Raw genomic sequence first — 15,553 nt, forward strand, 5'->3', positions numbered from 1 at the left:
CTGGACGCCCCGGGGTCCCGGATCTACCTTCAAAACAAGGGGATTCGTGATCTCAAGGGGGTGTCATGTCCATCGTGAGGAAACTTGCGCTGATTGTGTCCGCGGTGGCACTGACGGTCGCCGCGGCCGCACCGTTCCCGGCGTCGATTCCATTGCCGAACGACTTCCAGCCGGAGGGGATCGCCACCGGTCCGAAGCACACGTTCTACGTCGGGTCGCTCACCACTGGTGACATCTACCGGGGGAGCCTGCGGACCGGGAAGGGCGGGCTGTTCGTCGACGCTCCGCCGGGCCGGTCGGCCGCCGGGATGAAGGTCGAGGCGTCCGCGCAGCGGCTGTGGGTGTCGGGTGGCTTCACCGGACATGCTTACGTCTACAGCACGCGGAACGGTTCGACGATCGCGGACCTCGTGCTCAGCTCGCCCGGCGACAGCCTGATCAACGACGTGATGATCACCAAGAGCGGCGCGTTCTTCACCGACTCGTTCCATGCGGTGATCTACCAGGTCCCGATCGGGCCGGGCGGCCGGATCGGCAAGCCTCGGACGATCCCGCTCAGCGGACCCGCCGCCGTTCTCGGGGACTTCCCAAACCTGAACGGCATCGCGGCGCCCAGCAACGGCCGGGTGCTGATTCTCGGCCAATCGTCGCGCGCCGAGCTGTACCTGGTGGATCCGTGCAGCGGCGCCAGCCGGACGATCCCGCTCACCGGCGGCGCGCTGACACCCGGTACGCCGGACGGCATCTTCCTGGACGGCCGGACGCTCTGGGTGGTGCAGAACTTCGCCAACCAGTTGGTCAAGATCCAGCTCAGCCCGAACCTCAGCAAGGGCCGCATCGTTGCCACCGTCACCAATACCCTGTTCCGGGTGCCGACGGCGCTTGGTGAGGACGGTCACCGGCTCGCGCTGGTCAACGCCCGCTTCGATCTCGGGTTCCCGCCACCGCTCGGACCGGGCGCCCCGCCGGGCACCGACTTCAACGTGGTCCAGATCGACAAGCACTGATCAACCCTCGGGGTAGAACAGGAACAGCGTGCAGCCCTTCGGGGACTGTGGGACGTGGGAGGACCCGGCCGGGGCGTGGATGAACGAACCGGCTGGGTAGTCGCGGGTTCCGTCGTTGAATACGCCGTCGATGACGAACACCTCCTCCGGTCCCGGATCGTGTACGTCGATGCCCTCCCAGCAGGATCCCGGATCCATCTGCAAGACAAAGGCTTTCGCGACCTCGCCGGACCAGAGCGGTCGCAGCGTGATGCCGGGGAAGAGTTCGCGGACCGGTGCGTCGTCGACGGACGCCCACTCGTAGTTCTGCATACCTCTGATCCTCTGCATTCCGAGCGTCGTGACCCAGTGTCTGGATAGTCCTGATCGGGTACTTTCTTGCCATGCACCGTGTCGTCGCTCTGGTCAGCGCACCGCAGGCGAGCTTCGAGCTCGGCTGTGCGGCGGCCGTGTTCCGCGAGGCGCCGTACCGGTTCAGCGTGTGCACCGAGGAGCCGGGGCCGATCCGCACCACCGAGGGTTTCGACATGGTGGTCACGTCCGGTCTGCGGGCCCTGGATCGCGCCGACACGATCGTCGTACCGGGGTGGCTGCCGATCAATCGGGAGCCGAGCCGTCCGGTGCTGCGGGCGCTCGCTCGGGCACATCGGCGGGGAGCCCGGTTGGTCAGCATCTGCTCGGGCGCCTACGTACTCGCGGCGACCGGGCTGCTCGACGGACGCCGGGCGGCGACGCATTGGCGGTACGCCGATGAGCTGCAGCGCCGATTCCCCGCGGTACAAGTGGATCCGGATGTGCTGTACATCGATCACGGCGACGTCGCGACGAGTGGTGGATCAGGGACCGGGATCGATCTGTGTCTGCAACTGGTGCGACGCGATCACGGGGCTGCTCATGCGGCGCGGGTCGCGAGGCGGATGGTGATGCCGCCGCATCGCGAAGGCGGACAGACGCAGTACCGCACCGAGGATCAGGCACCGGTGGACTCGTTGGGCGAACTCCTCGACTGGGCGACCGATCACCTCGCCGACCCGCTCACGCTCCAGGACCTCGCCGGCCAAGCCAACGTTTCACCGCGCACGCTCGCGCGCCGCTTCGCCGACCAGCTCGGCATGGCACCCGGCCAGTGGCTGCTCACCCAACGCATCGCCAGAACCCGCGTCTTGCTCGAGGAAACGGACCTCCCGGTCGACACAATCGCGACCAAGGTCGGCCTGTCCTCGGCGACCAATCTCCGGAGACGTTTCAAAACCGCTCTGCAGACAACCCCGAGCGCCTACCGCCGGGCGTATCAGGGCATGTAGTCGCCGCTGTCGTCGAGCGTGATGTAGTGCTCGATCCGAGGGTCGTCCGGATCCTCGCCATACAGCTCCACGAACCGACGCGCCGCCGGCAGCCCGCCGTACTGCGGGTTCATGCCGCGCAGGCTCTTGAACATCAGCGCGAGGTCCAGGTAGCGGTCGCCGACCCCGAGGCGCCCGAGGTCGAGGATTCCGCAGAACCGCAGCGTCCCTGGGTCGATGAAGATGTTGGGGGCGCAGTAGTCCCCGTGCGTGACGGCGTCTCCGGCGCCGGGGAACGGTGACGGGAACGGACAGCCCGATAGCTCGTCAAGCGCGCGGAGACCGTCGGCCATCGCGGCGAGCACCGCCGGGCGGTCGGCCGTCGGCCAGACCTCGGACGCGTCGCGCCCGGCGAGTTCCGTGGCCAGGAGCCAATTGTTGCCCCGGTCAACGAGCTGCGGGCAGGGAAATCCGGTCCCGCCCAGCCATGCCAGCCGGTCGGCCTCAAGGCCGACGCCGGGACCGGCCTTGTAGTAGAGGCGTTCGGCCCCACGATCGAGGCGGACGACGGTCGCTCCCGAGCAACCGCCGACGACCGGTTCGGCGCGCGACGCGCCGAACCGGTCTTGAAGAGTATTCAGATCCACTCAGTGAAGGTTACGGTGCAGCGCTGAGATCAGCTCCCCATTTGAATCGCCGTCGAGGGACCAGATCATTGCGCCGCCCAGGTCGCGGTGCGAGATGTACTGCGCCTTGCGGGCCATCTCGACCGGGTCGTCCCAGGTCCAGAACGTCGTACCGTCGAACAGCCAGGCGAACCCGGCCCTGTTGTCGCGGTACACGGTGTAGTCGGACAGGTGAGCCTTGAGCAGGCGGTAGTCCTCGGTGCCTGCCTCGTACGTCGCCGGAGCCGGGCCGGTCGACGGCTGGAACAGACCGTGGTTCGCGTTCGTCACGCCGGTCCAGCCGTGTGAGTAGAACGGCACGCCCATCACCAGTTGGTCACGCGGTGCGCCGCGGGACAGGTACGCGTCGATCGTGACCTGCGAGCTGAACTCCGGTGAGGTCGGATCACCCTTCGGTCCGTCGATCGCGGACTGCTGGTTGGTGAGCGTCTCCCACGGACCGTGGTAGTCGTAGCCCTGCGTCGTACCGAAGGTCAGGTCCTTGAACAGCTTGCGAACCTCGAACCCCTTGTCGATCATCGTCGGGTTCGCGGGCAGGAACGCGGTCAGGTCGTACTTGCCGTGCCGGCCGGACAGCTTGTCCAGCTGCTTGCGGTACTCGTGCACCAGCGCGGTGAAGTTCTGCTTGTCCTCGGGCCGGATCACGTTGCCCGGGTTGCCTTCGCTGGCCGGCCACTCCCAGTCGAGGTCGACGCCGTCGAAGATGCCCTTCGCGGCACCCGCAGGGAGGCCGGGCAGGTTGCCCTTGAGCCACATGTCCAGGCACGACTTCACGTGGGCGGCCCGGGAGGCCGGCGTGAGCGCCGCGTCGGAGAAGTGCGCCGAGCCGGTCCAGCCGCCGAGCGAGATGCTGATCCGCAGCTTCGGGTACTTCTTCTTCAGCTCTTTGAACTGGTTGAGGTTGCCGTTGAGCACCTGTCCGGGCTCGTCGGCCTTGCCGTTCACACTCTGCTCGGCGGTGAACGGTCGCTGGTAGTCGGCCCAGGCGTCGCTGCTGATGCAGTTCCCCGCGGCGTCGACGAAGCCGAACGCGTAGTTGATGTGGGTCAGCCGGGCCGCGGCCCCGGTCTTCACCAGATCGCTGACCAGGTAGTTCCGGTCGTACCCACTCCAGTTGGTGTAGTAGCCCACCACACGCTTGTTGTCACCGTGGGCCTCGGCAGGTACGGCGACAATCGTTGGAACGACCATCGCTGCCGCAACCAGCAGCCCCACACTCCGACGCTTCATTGCACCCCCATCGGATGAGTTGATGCGCACACAGTAGGACCGCCCCCCGACTTACACAATGACTCTGCAAAAAACTCTTGATACTCCCCGGATAGGGTCGCGGTATGACGACTGTGCAGGCGGATCTTGCGCCGACCGGTGTGCTGCGGGCCTCCATCAACCTGGGGAACCCGGTGCTGGCGAACGGTACGCCGGACGCGCCGGGCGGGGTGACGGTGGACATCGCGCGGGAGCTCGCGAAGCGCCTCGACCTGCCGTTGGAGCTGGTGTGTTTCGATGCGGCGCGGAAGTCGTTCGAGGCGATGACGACCGGGCAGGCGGACATCTGCTTCCTCGCGATCGACCCGGCCCGCGCGGAGGAGGTCGCCTTCACCGCGCCGTACGTCGTGATCGAAGGCGTGTACGCCGTGCCGCGGGATTCGAAGCTGGCCACGGTCGCCGAGGTCGACGCCGACGGCGTGCGGGTCGGCGTGAAGCAAGGCTCGGCGTACGACCTCTACCTGACCAGAACGTTGCGGCAGGCAACGGTTGTGCGCGGTGCGGAAGGCGTCGACGTGTTCCGGGCGGAAGGGCTGGAGGCAGCGGCCGGCATCCGGCAGCCGATCGCGGCGTACGTCGCTGAGCACCCTGATCTCCGCGTGATCGACGAGCGGTTCATGCAGATCCGGCAGGCCGTCGGCACCGCCAGGTCGAAGCACCCCGACACCGTCGCCCACCTCCACGACGTGATCGAGGATCTCAAGGCCTCGGGCTTCATCGCCGCCTCCCTTGTCGCGTCCGGCCAAGCAGACGCGACGGTCGCTCCGTCTGCCTGATTGCCCTTACGGGCAGTAGTCAGGCAGGAACCTGCCGTGGCAGGTCATCCAGGCAACCTTTTGGTCGGGTCCGGACATCTACCGGTGAGTGGCCGCTCGGCTCCGCTCCGTGAGGAGGCGTCGGGCGGTCCGATGTGAGGACAACGATCGGGAGGGACTCATCGTGGTATCCACACCACGATCGAGGCGCCTCGGCCTAGCCGCCGTCGCCTCGATCGCCGCTTTGAGCCTCGGGCTCTCCGCCCCGGGCCATGCATCCGCAGTACCGCAACGTCATCCACTCGCGGCAAAGGCCGCCAAGCCGACAGACAAGAGCGTCACGCTGATCACCGGTGACCGGATCACGCTGAAGGGCGGCGATCCGGCCAAGCCCGCGGTGCGCCCCGGCGCCGGCCGGACCAACGTCGCATTCAGCTCGTATCGGCTGCAGGACCACCTCTACGTCGTGCCGTCGGACGTCCGTGAGCAACTGTCGACCGGCAAGCTCGACAGCCGGCTGTTCGACGTCACCGGCCTGATCAAGGACGGGTACGACGACAAGTCGAGCGCCACGCTCCCGCTGATCGTGACGTACAGCGGGAAGACCCAGAAGCGGGCTGCGATCCCGGGCGCGAAGGTCTCACGCCAGCTGCCCGTCATCAACGGCGCGGCGCTGCAGGTGACCAAGCCCGCACGCGTCCAGACCGGTGCCGGGATCGACAAGATCTGGCTCGACGGGAAGCGCAAGGTCACGCTGGACCAGTCTGTCCCGCAGATCGGCGCCCCGGTCGCGTGGCAGGCCGGGTACACCGGCAAGGGCATCCCGGTCGCCGTCCTCGACACCGGCATCGACAAGTCGCACCCGGACCTCGCGACCCAGGTGGTGGGGGAGAAGAACTTCACCGACGCGCCGGACGGCGACCACTTCGGCCACGGCACCCACGTCGCCTCCACGATCGCGGGTACGGCGGCCGCGTCGAACGGCAAATACAAGGGTGTGGCCCCGGACGCGAGGCTGTACGACGGCAAGGTCTGCGACGACTTCGGCAGCTGCCCGGACTCCGCGATCCTGGCCGGCATGGAGTGGGCCGCGACCGAGGTCAAGGCGAAGGTCGTGAACCTGAGCCTGGGCGGCACCGACACCCCGGGCATCGATCCCCTCGAGGAGGCCGTGAACCGGCTGACCGCCGAGACCGGCACGCTCTTCGTGATTGCCGCCGGCAACGATGGACCGGCCGAGCGCACCATCGGCTCGCCGGGTAGCGCGGATGCCGCGCTCACCGTCGGCGCCGTCGACAAACAGAACGGGCTGGCCGACTTCTCCAGCCGCGGACCGCGCGTCGGCGACGGAGCCGTGAAGCCGGACATCAGCGCACCCGGTGTGTCGATCGTCGCGGCCAAGGCGAAGGACTCGATCATCGGCGAGCCGGTCGGCGACGACTACCTGCGCCTCGACGGTACGTCGATGGCGACGCCGCACGTGGCCGGATCCGCCGCGATCCTGGCCCAGGAGCACCCGGACTGGAAGGCCGCCGAGCTCAAGGGCGCGCTGATGGGTTCGGCCAAGCCGGCCACCGACCAGACCGCGTTCGAGCAGGGCGCCGGCCGCGTGGATGTTGCCAAGGGCATCAAACAGACCGTGATCGCCGAGCCCGGCAACGTCTCGTTCGGTACGGCGGTCTGGCCGCACGACGACGACACCCCGGTGACCAAGACGCTGACGTACCGCAACCTCGGCGACCAGGCCGTCACGCTCACCCTCGCCGCGTCGCTCAACGGCCCGGACGGCAGCCCGGCGCCGGCGGATGCGCTGAAGCTGAGCGCAACCTCCGTCACCGTCCCGGCCGGCGGCACGGCGTCCGTGCAGGCGACCTCGAACACTAAGCACGACGGCCCGGACGGCCTGTACTCCGGCCGCATCACCGCGACGAGTGGCGACACGACCGTCACCAGCGCGATCGGTGTCGAGAAGGAGCAGGAGAGCTACACCCTGACCCTGAAGGCGATCGGTCCGGACGGCAAGCCGGCTCCGGTCGACGGCGTCCTGACCGCGATGGAGCGGAACTTCTTCCAGTTCCTCGGTGACGGCAACGACACGATCACCATGCGGCTGCTGAAGGGCGAGTACCTGGTGCAGGCGAGCCAGTTCCTCGAGCAGCCGGACGGCAGCTTCTCCAGCTACAGCCTGGTGCAGCCCTCCATCCAGCTGACGAAGGACACCACGGTGGTGTTCGACGCCCGCGCAACCAAGCAGGTCAAGGTGACCGTTCCGCAGGCCGATGCGAAGGTCGCGCTCGCCGATGTCGGGTTCGACCGGACGTCAGCCGACGGCAGCTACGGATTCGGCTACGCGGGTCTGGCGTTCGACTTCAACGCCGTCTACAGCGCCCAACTCGGTCCCGCGCTCCCGCCGGAGCAACTCACCGGCCATGTCGTGTCCCAGTGGGCAAAACCGGACGCGGACGGCTCGTTCAACAACTCGCCGTACGTCGTGGGTCAGTTGAACACGTTCCCCGGGGTGTTCCCGACCGGGTTCGTGCGGGCGGTCAAGGCGAAGGACCAGGCCGTCGTCAAACAGAGCACCAATGCCACGAGCGACAGGGCCATCGAGCGAGTCCTGATCGGCAACGGTCCTGGGATGAACGGCGGCTGGTCGCCGGTCCTCGACTACGGCAAGGCCCCGTTGACCACGACGGTGTACGCCGAGGGCAAGCCGGCCACCTGGCAGTTGGAGACCGACGAGATCATCCCGAGCACGGATCCGAACGACCCGTTCCCGCAGACGATCAGCCGGCTGATGTCACCGGTGAAGTCGTACCGGGCGGGCAAGTCGTACCGGGAGCGGTTCAACGCCGCGGCCTTCACGACGGCGCCGGATCTCGCGGCCCGCGCGCAGAACGACCTGATCGTGTCCGCGTACGGTCTGGCCGACGCCGACGGGAACAACGGCTACGGCGCCACCGACGCCGAGTCCAGCAAGCTGATCCAGGGCGGGAAGGTCGTCGCCGAGTCGCCGTACTTCGGGTATGTCGACGCGACCGGTCTGCCCGCGGAGAAGTCGACGTACACGCTGGAGTCGACGCAGACGCGGCAGTCGTTCAGCACGTTCAGCACGCGGACGGATCTGCGCTGGACGTTCTCCTCGGCAGCGACCGACGAGCAGCAGCCGCTGCCGTTGCTCGGGATCCGCTACCAGCCGACGGTGAACAGCCACAACGTGGCCGAGCGCAAGCCTGTCACCGTGCTGCCTCTCGTGGTCGAGGCGCAGCCCGGCCAGGCTCTGCCCAAGATCCGGAAGCTGACGATCCAGTTCTCCGGTGACGACGGCAAGACCTGGCACGACGCGGCAGTCGCACCGACCGGGCACGGCGTTTACAAGGCGATCTTCGTTACCCCGAAGGGCGCCAAGAGCATCTCGCTGAAGTCCCATCTGGTCGACGGAGCCGGAAACATTACGGAACTGACCGTTATCGGCGCCTATCCGTTGAGCTGACCATGCAACCCCGGAGACCGGTCGTCACGTTGTGAAGGTCGCGCAGACAACCGATTTCTGGGGAGGCCCTGTGAAATTCACGCACAGAGGAACGCCCGCGATCGCCGTACTGGCGGTCGCGGGTCTGGTCGCCGGTCTGGGAGGAACCGCTCACGCGGTTCCGTCCGGCCCGGCGGCCACCGCCCGTTCCGCGGGGAGCAAAGACGTCAGCGTCACGCTGATCACCGGCGACAAGGTCGTGCTGCCCGGCGGCGACCTGACCAAGGCGACGATCGAACCGGGCGCGGGCCGGCAGCACGTCGGCTTCGTCACCTCGCGGACCAAGGATCACTCGTATGTGATCCCGGCCGACGTCACCAAGGCGGTCGGCGACGGGAAGATCGACCGCCGGCTCTTCGATGTCGCCGAGCTGGTCAAGGACAAGTACGACGACGCCTCGACGAGCACGATCCCGGTGCTGACGACGTACGCCGGTACTGCGAAGCGTGCCGTGCCGGCCGGGACGAGGGTCACCCGCCAGCTGCCCTCGATCGGCGGCGCGGCGATGAAGGTCAACAAGTCGGATGCCAAGACGTTCATGAGCTCCGGCGGATTCACCAAGCTGTGGCTGGACGGCAAGCGGAAGGTGCTGCTGGACCAGTCGGTGCCGCAGATCGGCGGACCGGTCGCGTGGCAGGCCGGGTACACCGGCAAGGGCGTCTCGGTCGCGGTGCTCGACACCGGCATCGACGCGACCCACCCCGACCTCGCGACGCAGGTCGTGGGCGAGAAGAACTTCACCACCGAGTCAGCCGACGATCTGGTCGGTCACGGCACCCACGTCGCGTCGACGATCGCCGGCACCGGTGCTGCCTCGGACGGGAAGTACAAGGGCGTGGCGCCCGACGCCCGGATCTACGACGGCAAGGTCTGTGAGGTCTGGGGTTGCGACGAGTCCGCGATCCTCGCCGGTATGGACTGGGCTGCGAACGACGTCAAGGCCAAGATTGTCAACCTCAGCCTCGGCGGTACCGATACCCCGGACCTCGACCCGCTCGAGGAGGCCGTGAATCGGCTGACCGCGCAGACCGGCACCCTGTTTGTGATTGCTGCAGGCAACGAAGGGCCGGGCGACGGGACGATCGCCTCACCGGGCAGCGCGGATGCGGCGCTGACCGTCGGCAACGTGACCAAGCAGGACCAGCTCAACGAGCTCTCCAGTCGTGGTCCGCGGATCGGTGACAGCGCGGTGAAGCCGGACGTGACCGCGCCCGGCACGGATATCGTCGCGGCGAAGTCGAAGGACTCGACGATCGGTGAGCCGGTCGGCGACAAGTACCTGCGGCTCTCGGGTACGTCGATGGCGACGCCGCATACCGCCGGCGCGGCCGCGATCCTGCTGCAGGAACACCCGTCCTGGACACCGGCCGAGTTGAAGGCCGCGCTGATGGGTTCGGCGAAGGTCGCGGCGGACCAGACGTCCTTCCAGCAGGGAGCTGGACGGATCGACCTGACCACTGCGATCAAGGCGAGCGTGGTCTCCGAGCCGGGCAGCGTCTCGTTCGGCAAGGCGTCGTACCCGCACACCGATGACGAGCCGGTCACCCGTGAGGTGACCTACCGCAACCTCGGCGATGCGGCCGTCACGCTGTCGCTGTCGTCGGTGCTGAACGGCCCCGACGGTGCGGCGGCTCCTGCGGGCGCACTGAAGCTGAGTGCCGACTCGGTCACCGTTCCGCCCGGCGGTACGGCGTCCGTGCAGGCAACGTCGGACACCAGCCTCGGCGGCGCGGACGGCCTCTACAGCGGTCGCGTCACCGCCACGGGCGGCGGCCAGACGGTCGTCGTACCGGTGGGCGTGGACAAGGAAGTCCCGACGTACACGTTGACCGTCAAGCTGATCAAGCCGAACGGTGCACCGGACCCGGACTACCCGGTGTCCGTCGCGGGCGTCGACAACGATGAGTACGAGACGGTTTCGCCGGACGAGAACGGCACGGTCACACTCAGGCTGGCGCAGGGCGAGTACATGCTCAACCAGTTCCAGGAGTTCGAGCGCGGGACGGAGGACTGGATCTTCTTCACACTGCTCGCGCCGAGTGTGAAACTCACCGGGGACCAGACGGTCGTCCTCGATGCGCGGAAGGCAAAGCCGGTGACCACCTCGGTGCCGAACGCCGACGCGGTGCAGGCCAACTCCGACATCGGGTTCGACCGGACGATCAAGAGCGGCGTGTACACCTACTCCGCCGCCGGATTCCTGTCAGGGACGATGTTCACCTACAACGCCGGCCCGAAGCTGCCCGCGTCCGAGCTCACCGGTCATGTCATGTCCCAGTGGGGTGTGCCCGGCGCGGACGGGTTGTTCACGAATACGCCGTACCTGTACGGGATCGCGAACTTCCAGCCCGGCGACTTCCCGACCGGCTTCAGCCGCACGGTGAAGCAATCCGATCTCGCGACCGTGGACAGTACGGTCAATGCGACCGCCGAGTCCCGGGTCTTCAAGATGCTGTCCGCGGCCGGGCCGAACGGTGACGGCGGATGGGCGAGAGTGATCCGGCTCGACGTGCCGCGAACGATCCGCTACTACGTCGACCAGACGCCGTACGGCTGGTTCGGAACCACCGAGGAGGACACCGACGGCGCTGACCTGCCGTTCCCGAAGTGGCACCTCGAGGGCACACCGGTTGTCTACAAGACCGGACGGCACTACCAGGAGCGGTGGAACGCGGCCGCGTTCGGTCCGTCGGTGTTCTCCTACACTGCTCGCCGCGCAGACCGGTTGGACATCTACCTGAACAGCCTCACCGATGCGGACGGCCACAGCGGCTTCATCGACACCACGTCCGCGAGTACGACGCTGTACCGCGACGGGACCGAGATCGGGTCCTCGGACGGGTTCGGCATCAGTGCTGCCGGGCAGCCGGCGGGCAAGGCGTCGTACAAGCTGGTTGCGACCCGCACGCAGGAGGTCTGGCCGTTCGCGACGCGGATGGATCTGGAGGCGACGTTCACCTCGTCCGCGGACCAGCCGAAGATCCCGATCCACACGGTTGCCTTCCAGCCGGATGTGGACGGCAACAACACGATGGTGCGCACGCCGGTCACGGTCCTGCCGTTCACCGCCGAGGGCGTGCGGACGGTGAAGGTCCAGTACTCCGACGACGGCGGAGCCACCTGGAAGCAGGCGCCGGTCGCCGGCAACAAGGCGATCTTCCCGACGCCCGCGGGTAACACCGTCTCGCTGCGTGCGACGGCGACGGACGCCGCCGGCAACAGCACGATCCAAACGGTAATCGCCGCTTACACCATGCGGTGAGAACAGCAGAACGCCCCCGCCGACCGGCGGGGGCGTTCTGTCGTGTGGTGATCAGCCGATCAGCCGATCAGGCCGAGGGCCTTCACCGCGTCGCGCTCCTCGCCGAGCTCGGCGACCGATGCGTCGATCTTGCCGCGGGAGAAGTCGTTGATTTCCAGGCCCTGCACGATCTCCCAGTTCGCGTCCTTGACGGTCACCGGGAACGACGAGATCAGGCCCTCCGCGACGCCGTACGAACCGTCGGAGACGACGGCCATCGACAGCCAGTCGCCGTCGGCCGAGCCGGCCAGCCAGTCGCGGGTGTGGTCGATGGTGGCGGCCGCGGCGGAGGCGGCCGAGGACGCGCCCCGGGCCTCGATGATCGCGGCGCCGCGCTTCTGCACGGTCGGGAGGAAGTCGTTCTCCAGCCAGGCCTGGTCGTTGACGACCTCGGCCGCGTTCTTGCCGGCCACCTCGGCGTGGAAGATGTCCGGGTACTGCGTCGCGGAGTGGTTGCCCCAGATCGTCAGCTTCTTCAGATCGGTGACGTGCACGCCGGTCTTCTTGGCCAGCTGCGCCAGCGCCCGGTTGTGGTCGAGCCGGGTCAGCGCGGAGAACCGCTCGGCCGGGATGTCCGGGGCGTTGCTCTTCGCGATCAGCGCGTTCGTGTTGGCCGGGTTGCCGGTGACGGTGATCCGGACGTCGTCGGCGGCGTGGTCGTTCAGCGCCTTGCCCTGGACGGTGAAGATCGCGCCGTTGGCCTCGAGCAGGTCACCGCGCTCCATGCCCTTGGTCCGCGGCCGCGCACCCACCAGCAGCGCGACGTTGACACCGTCGAAGACCACGTTCGGGTCGTCGCCGATCTCGATCCCGGCCAGCGCCGGGAACGCGGAGTCCTCGAGCTCCATCACGACGCCCTCAAGTGCCTTCAGCGCCGGGGTGATCTCGAGCAGCCGCAGCTCCACCGGGGTGTCCGGCCCGAGCAGGGCCCCGCTCGCGATCCGGAACAGCAGGCTGTATCCGATATTCCCCGCGGCCCCGGTAACGGCCACCTTCACCGGTGTAGTGCTCACGACACGCTCCTAGAAACTCATTGTTGGGTGTGCTTCGGACGCTAGCAAGCCCGGCGTCCGGTACCAACGCTGGGGGCGACCGAATAGCTCACATCCCAATACATCATTCACCGATCGGTCATCCCGCGTACGTCGAGGGGCCGACGCCGTGCCCGAGGGTGGCGCAAAGTCCCTGATCTGTAAGGAGCAACCCATGAAGCGATTGGTCCCGGTCGCTGTTTCGGCGATCGCAGTGGTCGCGTCGGTCCTCGTGCCGCAGTCCGTCCAGGCGGCCAAGCACGACGACTTCGTCATCGTCGGCCACCGGGGTGCGTCCGGCTACCGGCCCGAGCACACGCTGGCGTCGTACGAGCTGGCCGCGCGGATGGGTGCCGACTACATCGAGCCCGACCTGGTTACGACCAAGGACCACGTGCTGATCACGCGGCACGAGCCCGAGATCGGCGGTACGACGGACGTCGCGAACCACCCGGAGTTCAACGGCCGCAAGAAGACCAAGATCCTCGACGGAGTCGCGGTCACCGGCTGGTTCACCGAGGACTTCACGCTGGCCGAGCTGAAGACGCTGCGCGCCAAGGAGCGGATCCCGGCGACCCGCCAGCACAACACGGTCTTCGACGGGCACTACCAGATCCCGACCTTCCAGGAAGTGATCGACCTCAGCAAGCGCCTGTCCAAGGAGCTCGGCCGCCCGATCGGCATCTACCCCGAGACCAAGCACCCGACGTACTTCCGGCAGCAGGGCCTGCCGCTCGAGCCGGAGCTGATCAAGACCCTGAACCGCAACGGCCTGAACCGGCCGGACGCCAAGGTCTTCGTGCAGTCCTTCGAGGTGTCGAACCTGAAGGCGCTGGACAAGCAGCTCCGGGTCCCGCTGGTGCAGCTGACCAGCTCGGCCGGCGCGCCGTACGACTTCGTGGTGTCCGGCGACAAGCGCACGTACGCCGACATCGTCAGCGCGAAGGGTCTGCGCGAGGTCGCGACGTACGCCGACGGGGTCGGGCCGAGCAAGGACCAGATCATCCCGCTGGACGCGGCCGGCAAGCTGGGCAAGCCGACCAGCCTCGTGGCCGACGCGCACAAGGCCGGCCTGGTCGTGCACCCGTACACATTCCGGGTCGAGAACACCTTCCTGCCGGCCGACTTCGACAGCTCGGTCAACCCGAACGACTCGGGCAATCTGTTCGGCGAGATCGCGGCGTACCGCAAGGCCGGGATCGACGGGCTGTTCACCGACAACACCGATATCGCGGTGGCCGAGGAGAAGGAAGCTCGCTGACTGAAATGATGGGCAGGTGGAACGGCGAACGGCCTCCGGGCTGGCGAGTGTAGAGGCGCAGCCCGACGGGACGTTCGTGCTGCGGGTCGACGGGTCGCCGCAGTCGCAGGTCGATCTGGCCGATCCCACCCACCTGCCGTTCGAGTACATGCGCCGGATCGGCGACGTCGTGGACGCGATCGCGCCGCGACGTCAGCCGGTCGCGGTCCTGCACGTCGGCGGGGCCGCGCTGAGCATCCCGCGGTACGTCGCCGTCACGCGCCCGCGGTCCCGGCAGATCGTGCTCGAGCCGGACGAGGACCTGACCGAGTTCGTCCGCGAGGCGCTGCCGCTGCCGAAACGGACGGGTATCAAGGTGCGGCCGGTCACGGGCCGGGCCGGGATCGGCGAGGTGTACGACGACTCGATGGACGTGGTGATCCTGGACGCGTTCGAGCATGAGGCGGTGCCGGCGAATCTGGTGACCGCGGAGTTCTTCGCGGAGTGCGCCCGGGTACTGCGGCCGACCGGGGTACTGGTGGCGAATCTGATCGACGGGAAGGCAGGGTTGCCGTTCATCCGGCGTACTGCGGCGACCGTGCGGGCCGCGATGGGGGCCGGGGTGGTGCTCGCCGAGCGGAAGATCCTGCGTGGCAAGGGATTCGGCAACGTCATCATGGTTGCGTCGCGGCAGCCCGTTCCCGCGTTGACGGATGCCGGGCGGCGCGCCCAACCGCCGTACGACGTGATGCCGCTCGACGAGCTGGCCGGCAAGGCGTCGCCCCTCACCGACGCCGAAGGCTACGTCACGCCGCAGGCGCCCCCCTCAGCCTTCCGAAGCTGAGCTCCTCGAGCGCCGAGGCGCTCCGCGGCGGAGCTGAGCCGGCGCATCGGTCGGCCGAAGGCTCTTTAGCGGCCGGAGCCCAGGCGCTCGCGGCTGGGGCTCAGTCGTTCGATGGCGTCCGCCGCCGCCGCTCGCTCGGCAGGCGATCCGCCAACTGACCGGACCAGGTGATCGAGCCGGTCTTGACCCGCCAGGCGGGCCCCACAGAGCCATGCCTGGATCGTCGCCCGCGGGATACCGGTCTGTTGCTCCAGAGTCCGCAACGAACGTGGGCGGGCGAGTGCTGCCAGAGCAGCTCCTAGTTCCTCCAGGCTTTGCGCTGCCTCCAGCAGCCCGACGATGTCCCGTGGATCTCGGCTTGCCGCCTCCCAGCGGCGGCGCCAGACCGGTAGCAGGTCGGTGGGCACGCCGCACCCGGTCAGGAAGGCTTTGGCGACCTCCCATGTCGGCAGTTGCTTGCCGTTGGTCGCGCGGATCAGGTGTGGATGGGAGTAGTGCGCGCGATCGGCCAGCTGTCGGTAGCTCAGCCCGGCATGACGTCGTACTCGCTGCAGCGCGTCCGCGAAAGCTTCCACGTGTTCAAACATAACTCAACATGTTTCAAC

The 15,553-nt window shown here is 67.8% G+C and carries 12 protein-coding genes; 7 read left to right on the forward strand and 5 right to left on the reverse strand.

What is annotated here, in order from left to right; translation table 11 throughout:
* Positions 1–65 precede the first annotated feature (65 nt).
* Positions 66–1,007 carry a hypothetical protein gene (locus tag ACQPYH_RS07270; RefSeq protein ID WP_432888312.1) on the forward strand — a complete coding sequence of 314 codons (942 nt, stop codon included), beginning with the start codon at positions 66–68 and terminating at the stop codon, positions 1,005–1,007.
* Here the strand turns inward: ACQPYH_RS07270 and ACQPYH_RS07275 are convergent, their stop codons facing one another.
* Positions 1,008–1,319: a cupin domain-containing protein gene (locus tag ACQPYH_RS07275; protein ID WP_432888313.1), complete on the reverse strand. Its 312-nt coding sequence runs from the start codon at positions 1,317–1,319 to the stop codon at positions 1,008–1,010.
* A 71-nt stretch (positions 1,320–1,390) separates the two neighbouring features.
* On the opposite strand from ACQPYH_RS07275, the gene ACQPYH_RS07280 reads away from it, so the two are divergent.
* On the forward strand, positions 1,391–2,311 hold the full coding sequence (locus ACQPYH_RS07280; protein ID WP_432888315.1) for a helix-turn-helix domain-containing protein: 921 nt from the start codon (positions 1,391–1,393) through the stop codon (positions 2,309–2,311).
* Here ACQPYH_RS07280 and ACQPYH_RS07285 read toward each other — a convergent pair.
* Positions 2,299–2,937, reverse strand: a complete 639-nt coding sequence (locus ACQPYH_RS07285) for a phosphotransferase (protein WP_432888317.1) — start codon at positions 2,935–2,937, stop codon at positions 2,299–2,301. The genes ACQPYH_RS07280 and ACQPYH_RS07285 overlap by 13 nt on opposite strands.
* Positions 2,938–4,206 (reverse strand): glycoside hydrolase family 18 protein, encoded by a 1,269-nt coding sequence (locus ACQPYH_RS07290; RefSeq protein ID WP_432888319.1) that lies wholly within the window; start codon positions 4,204–4,206, stop codon positions 2,938–2,940.
* Between the two features lie 104 nt (positions 4,207–4,310).
* Here ACQPYH_RS07290 and ACQPYH_RS07295 point away from each other — a divergent pair, with 104 nt between their 5' ends.
* The 3 genes from ACQPYH_RS07295 to ACQPYH_RS07305 all read left to right on the forward strand — a co-directional run bounded on the left by ACQPYH_RS07295 (position 4,311) and on the right by ACQPYH_RS07305 (position 11,794).
* Positions 4,311–5,021: a transporter substrate-binding domain-containing protein gene (locus tag ACQPYH_RS07295; RefSeq protein WP_432888321.1), complete on the forward strand. Its 711-nt coding sequence runs from the start codon at positions 4,311–4,313 to the stop codon at positions 5,019–5,021.
* Between the two features lie 163 nt (positions 5,022–5,184).
* Positions 5,185–8,493: a S8 family serine peptidase gene (locus ACQPYH_RS07300; protein ID WP_432888323.1), complete on the forward strand. Its 3,309-nt coding sequence runs from the start codon at positions 5,185–5,187 to the stop codon at positions 8,491–8,493.
* A 70-nt stretch (positions 8,494–8,563) separates the two neighbouring features.
* Positions 8,564–11,794 carry a S8 family peptidase gene (locus tag ACQPYH_RS07305; protein WP_432888325.1) on the forward strand — a complete coding sequence of 1,077 codons (3,231 nt, stop codon included), beginning with the start codon at positions 8,564–8,566 and terminating at the stop codon, positions 11,792–11,794.
* Between the two features lie 59 nt (positions 11,795–11,853).
* Here ACQPYH_RS07305 and ACQPYH_RS07310 read toward each other — a convergent pair whose 3' ends face one another.
* Complete coding sequence (locus ACQPYH_RS07310) at positions 11,854–12,846, reverse strand: malate dehydrogenase (protein ID WP_432888327.1); 993 nt, start codon at positions 12,844–12,846, stop codon at positions 11,854–11,856.
* 193 nt (positions 12,847–13,039) lie between these two features.
* Between ACQPYH_RS07310 and ACQPYH_RS07315 the strand changes: the two genes are divergently transcribed.
* Together ACQPYH_RS07315 and ACQPYH_RS07320 are read left to right on the forward strand one after the other, a co-directional pair.
* Positions 13,040–14,125 (forward strand): glycerophosphodiester phosphodiesterase, encoded by a 1,086-nt coding sequence (locus ACQPYH_RS07315; protein WP_432888328.1) that lies wholly within the window; start codon positions 13,040–13,042, stop codon positions 14,123–14,125.
* 16 nt (positions 14,126–14,141) lie between these two features.
* Positions 14,142–14,948 carry a spermidine synthase gene (locus tag ACQPYH_RS07320; RefSeq protein WP_432888330.1) on the forward strand — a complete coding sequence of 269 codons (807 nt, stop codon included), beginning with the start codon at positions 14,142–14,144 and terminating at the stop codon, positions 14,946–14,948.
* Positions 14,949–15,013: 65 nt separating this feature from the next.
* Here the strand turns inward: ACQPYH_RS07320 and ACQPYH_RS07325 are convergent, their stop codons facing one another.
* Positions 15,014–15,523, reverse strand: a complete 510-nt coding sequence (locus ACQPYH_RS07325; protein ID WP_432888332.1) for a helix-turn-helix domain-containing protein — start codon at positions 15,521–15,523, stop codon at positions 15,014–15,016.
* Positions 15,524–15,553: the final 30 nt, after the last annotated feature.

Origin of the sequence: Kribbella sp. CA-245084 (genome assembly GCF_050942355.1) — a bacterium.
Lineage (GTDB): Bacteria > Actinomycetota > Actinomycetes > Propionibacteriales > Kribbellaceae > Kribbella.

Excerpts from the sequence above, each read along its gene's own strand:
- ACQPYH_RS07290 (WP_432888319.1), bottom strand. The coding sequence starts at position 4,206 with ATGAAGCGTCGGAGTGTGGGGCTGCTGGTTGCGGCAGCGATGGTCGTT.
- ACQPYH_RS07275 (WP_432888313.1), bottom strand. The coding sequence starts at position 1,319 with ATGCAGAACTACGAGTGGGCGTCCGTCGACGACGCACCGGTCCGCGAA.
- ACQPYH_RS07295 (WP_432888321.1), top strand. The coding sequence starts at position 4,311 with ATGACGACTGTGCAGGCGGATCTTGCGCCGACCGGTGTGCTGCGGGCC.
- ACQPYH_RS07315 (WP_432888328.1), top strand. The coding sequence starts at position 13,040 with ATGAAGCGATTGGTCCCGGTCGCTGTTTCGGCGATCGCAGTGGTCGCG.
- ACQPYH_RS07280 (WP_432888315.1), top strand. The coding sequence starts at position 1,391 with ATGCACCGTGTCGTCGCTCTGGTCAGCGCACCGCAGGCGAGCTTCGAG.
- ACQPYH_RS07270 (WP_432888312.1), top strand. The coding sequence starts at position 66 with ATGTCCATCGTGAGGAAACTTGCGCTGATTGTGTCCGCGGTGGCACTG.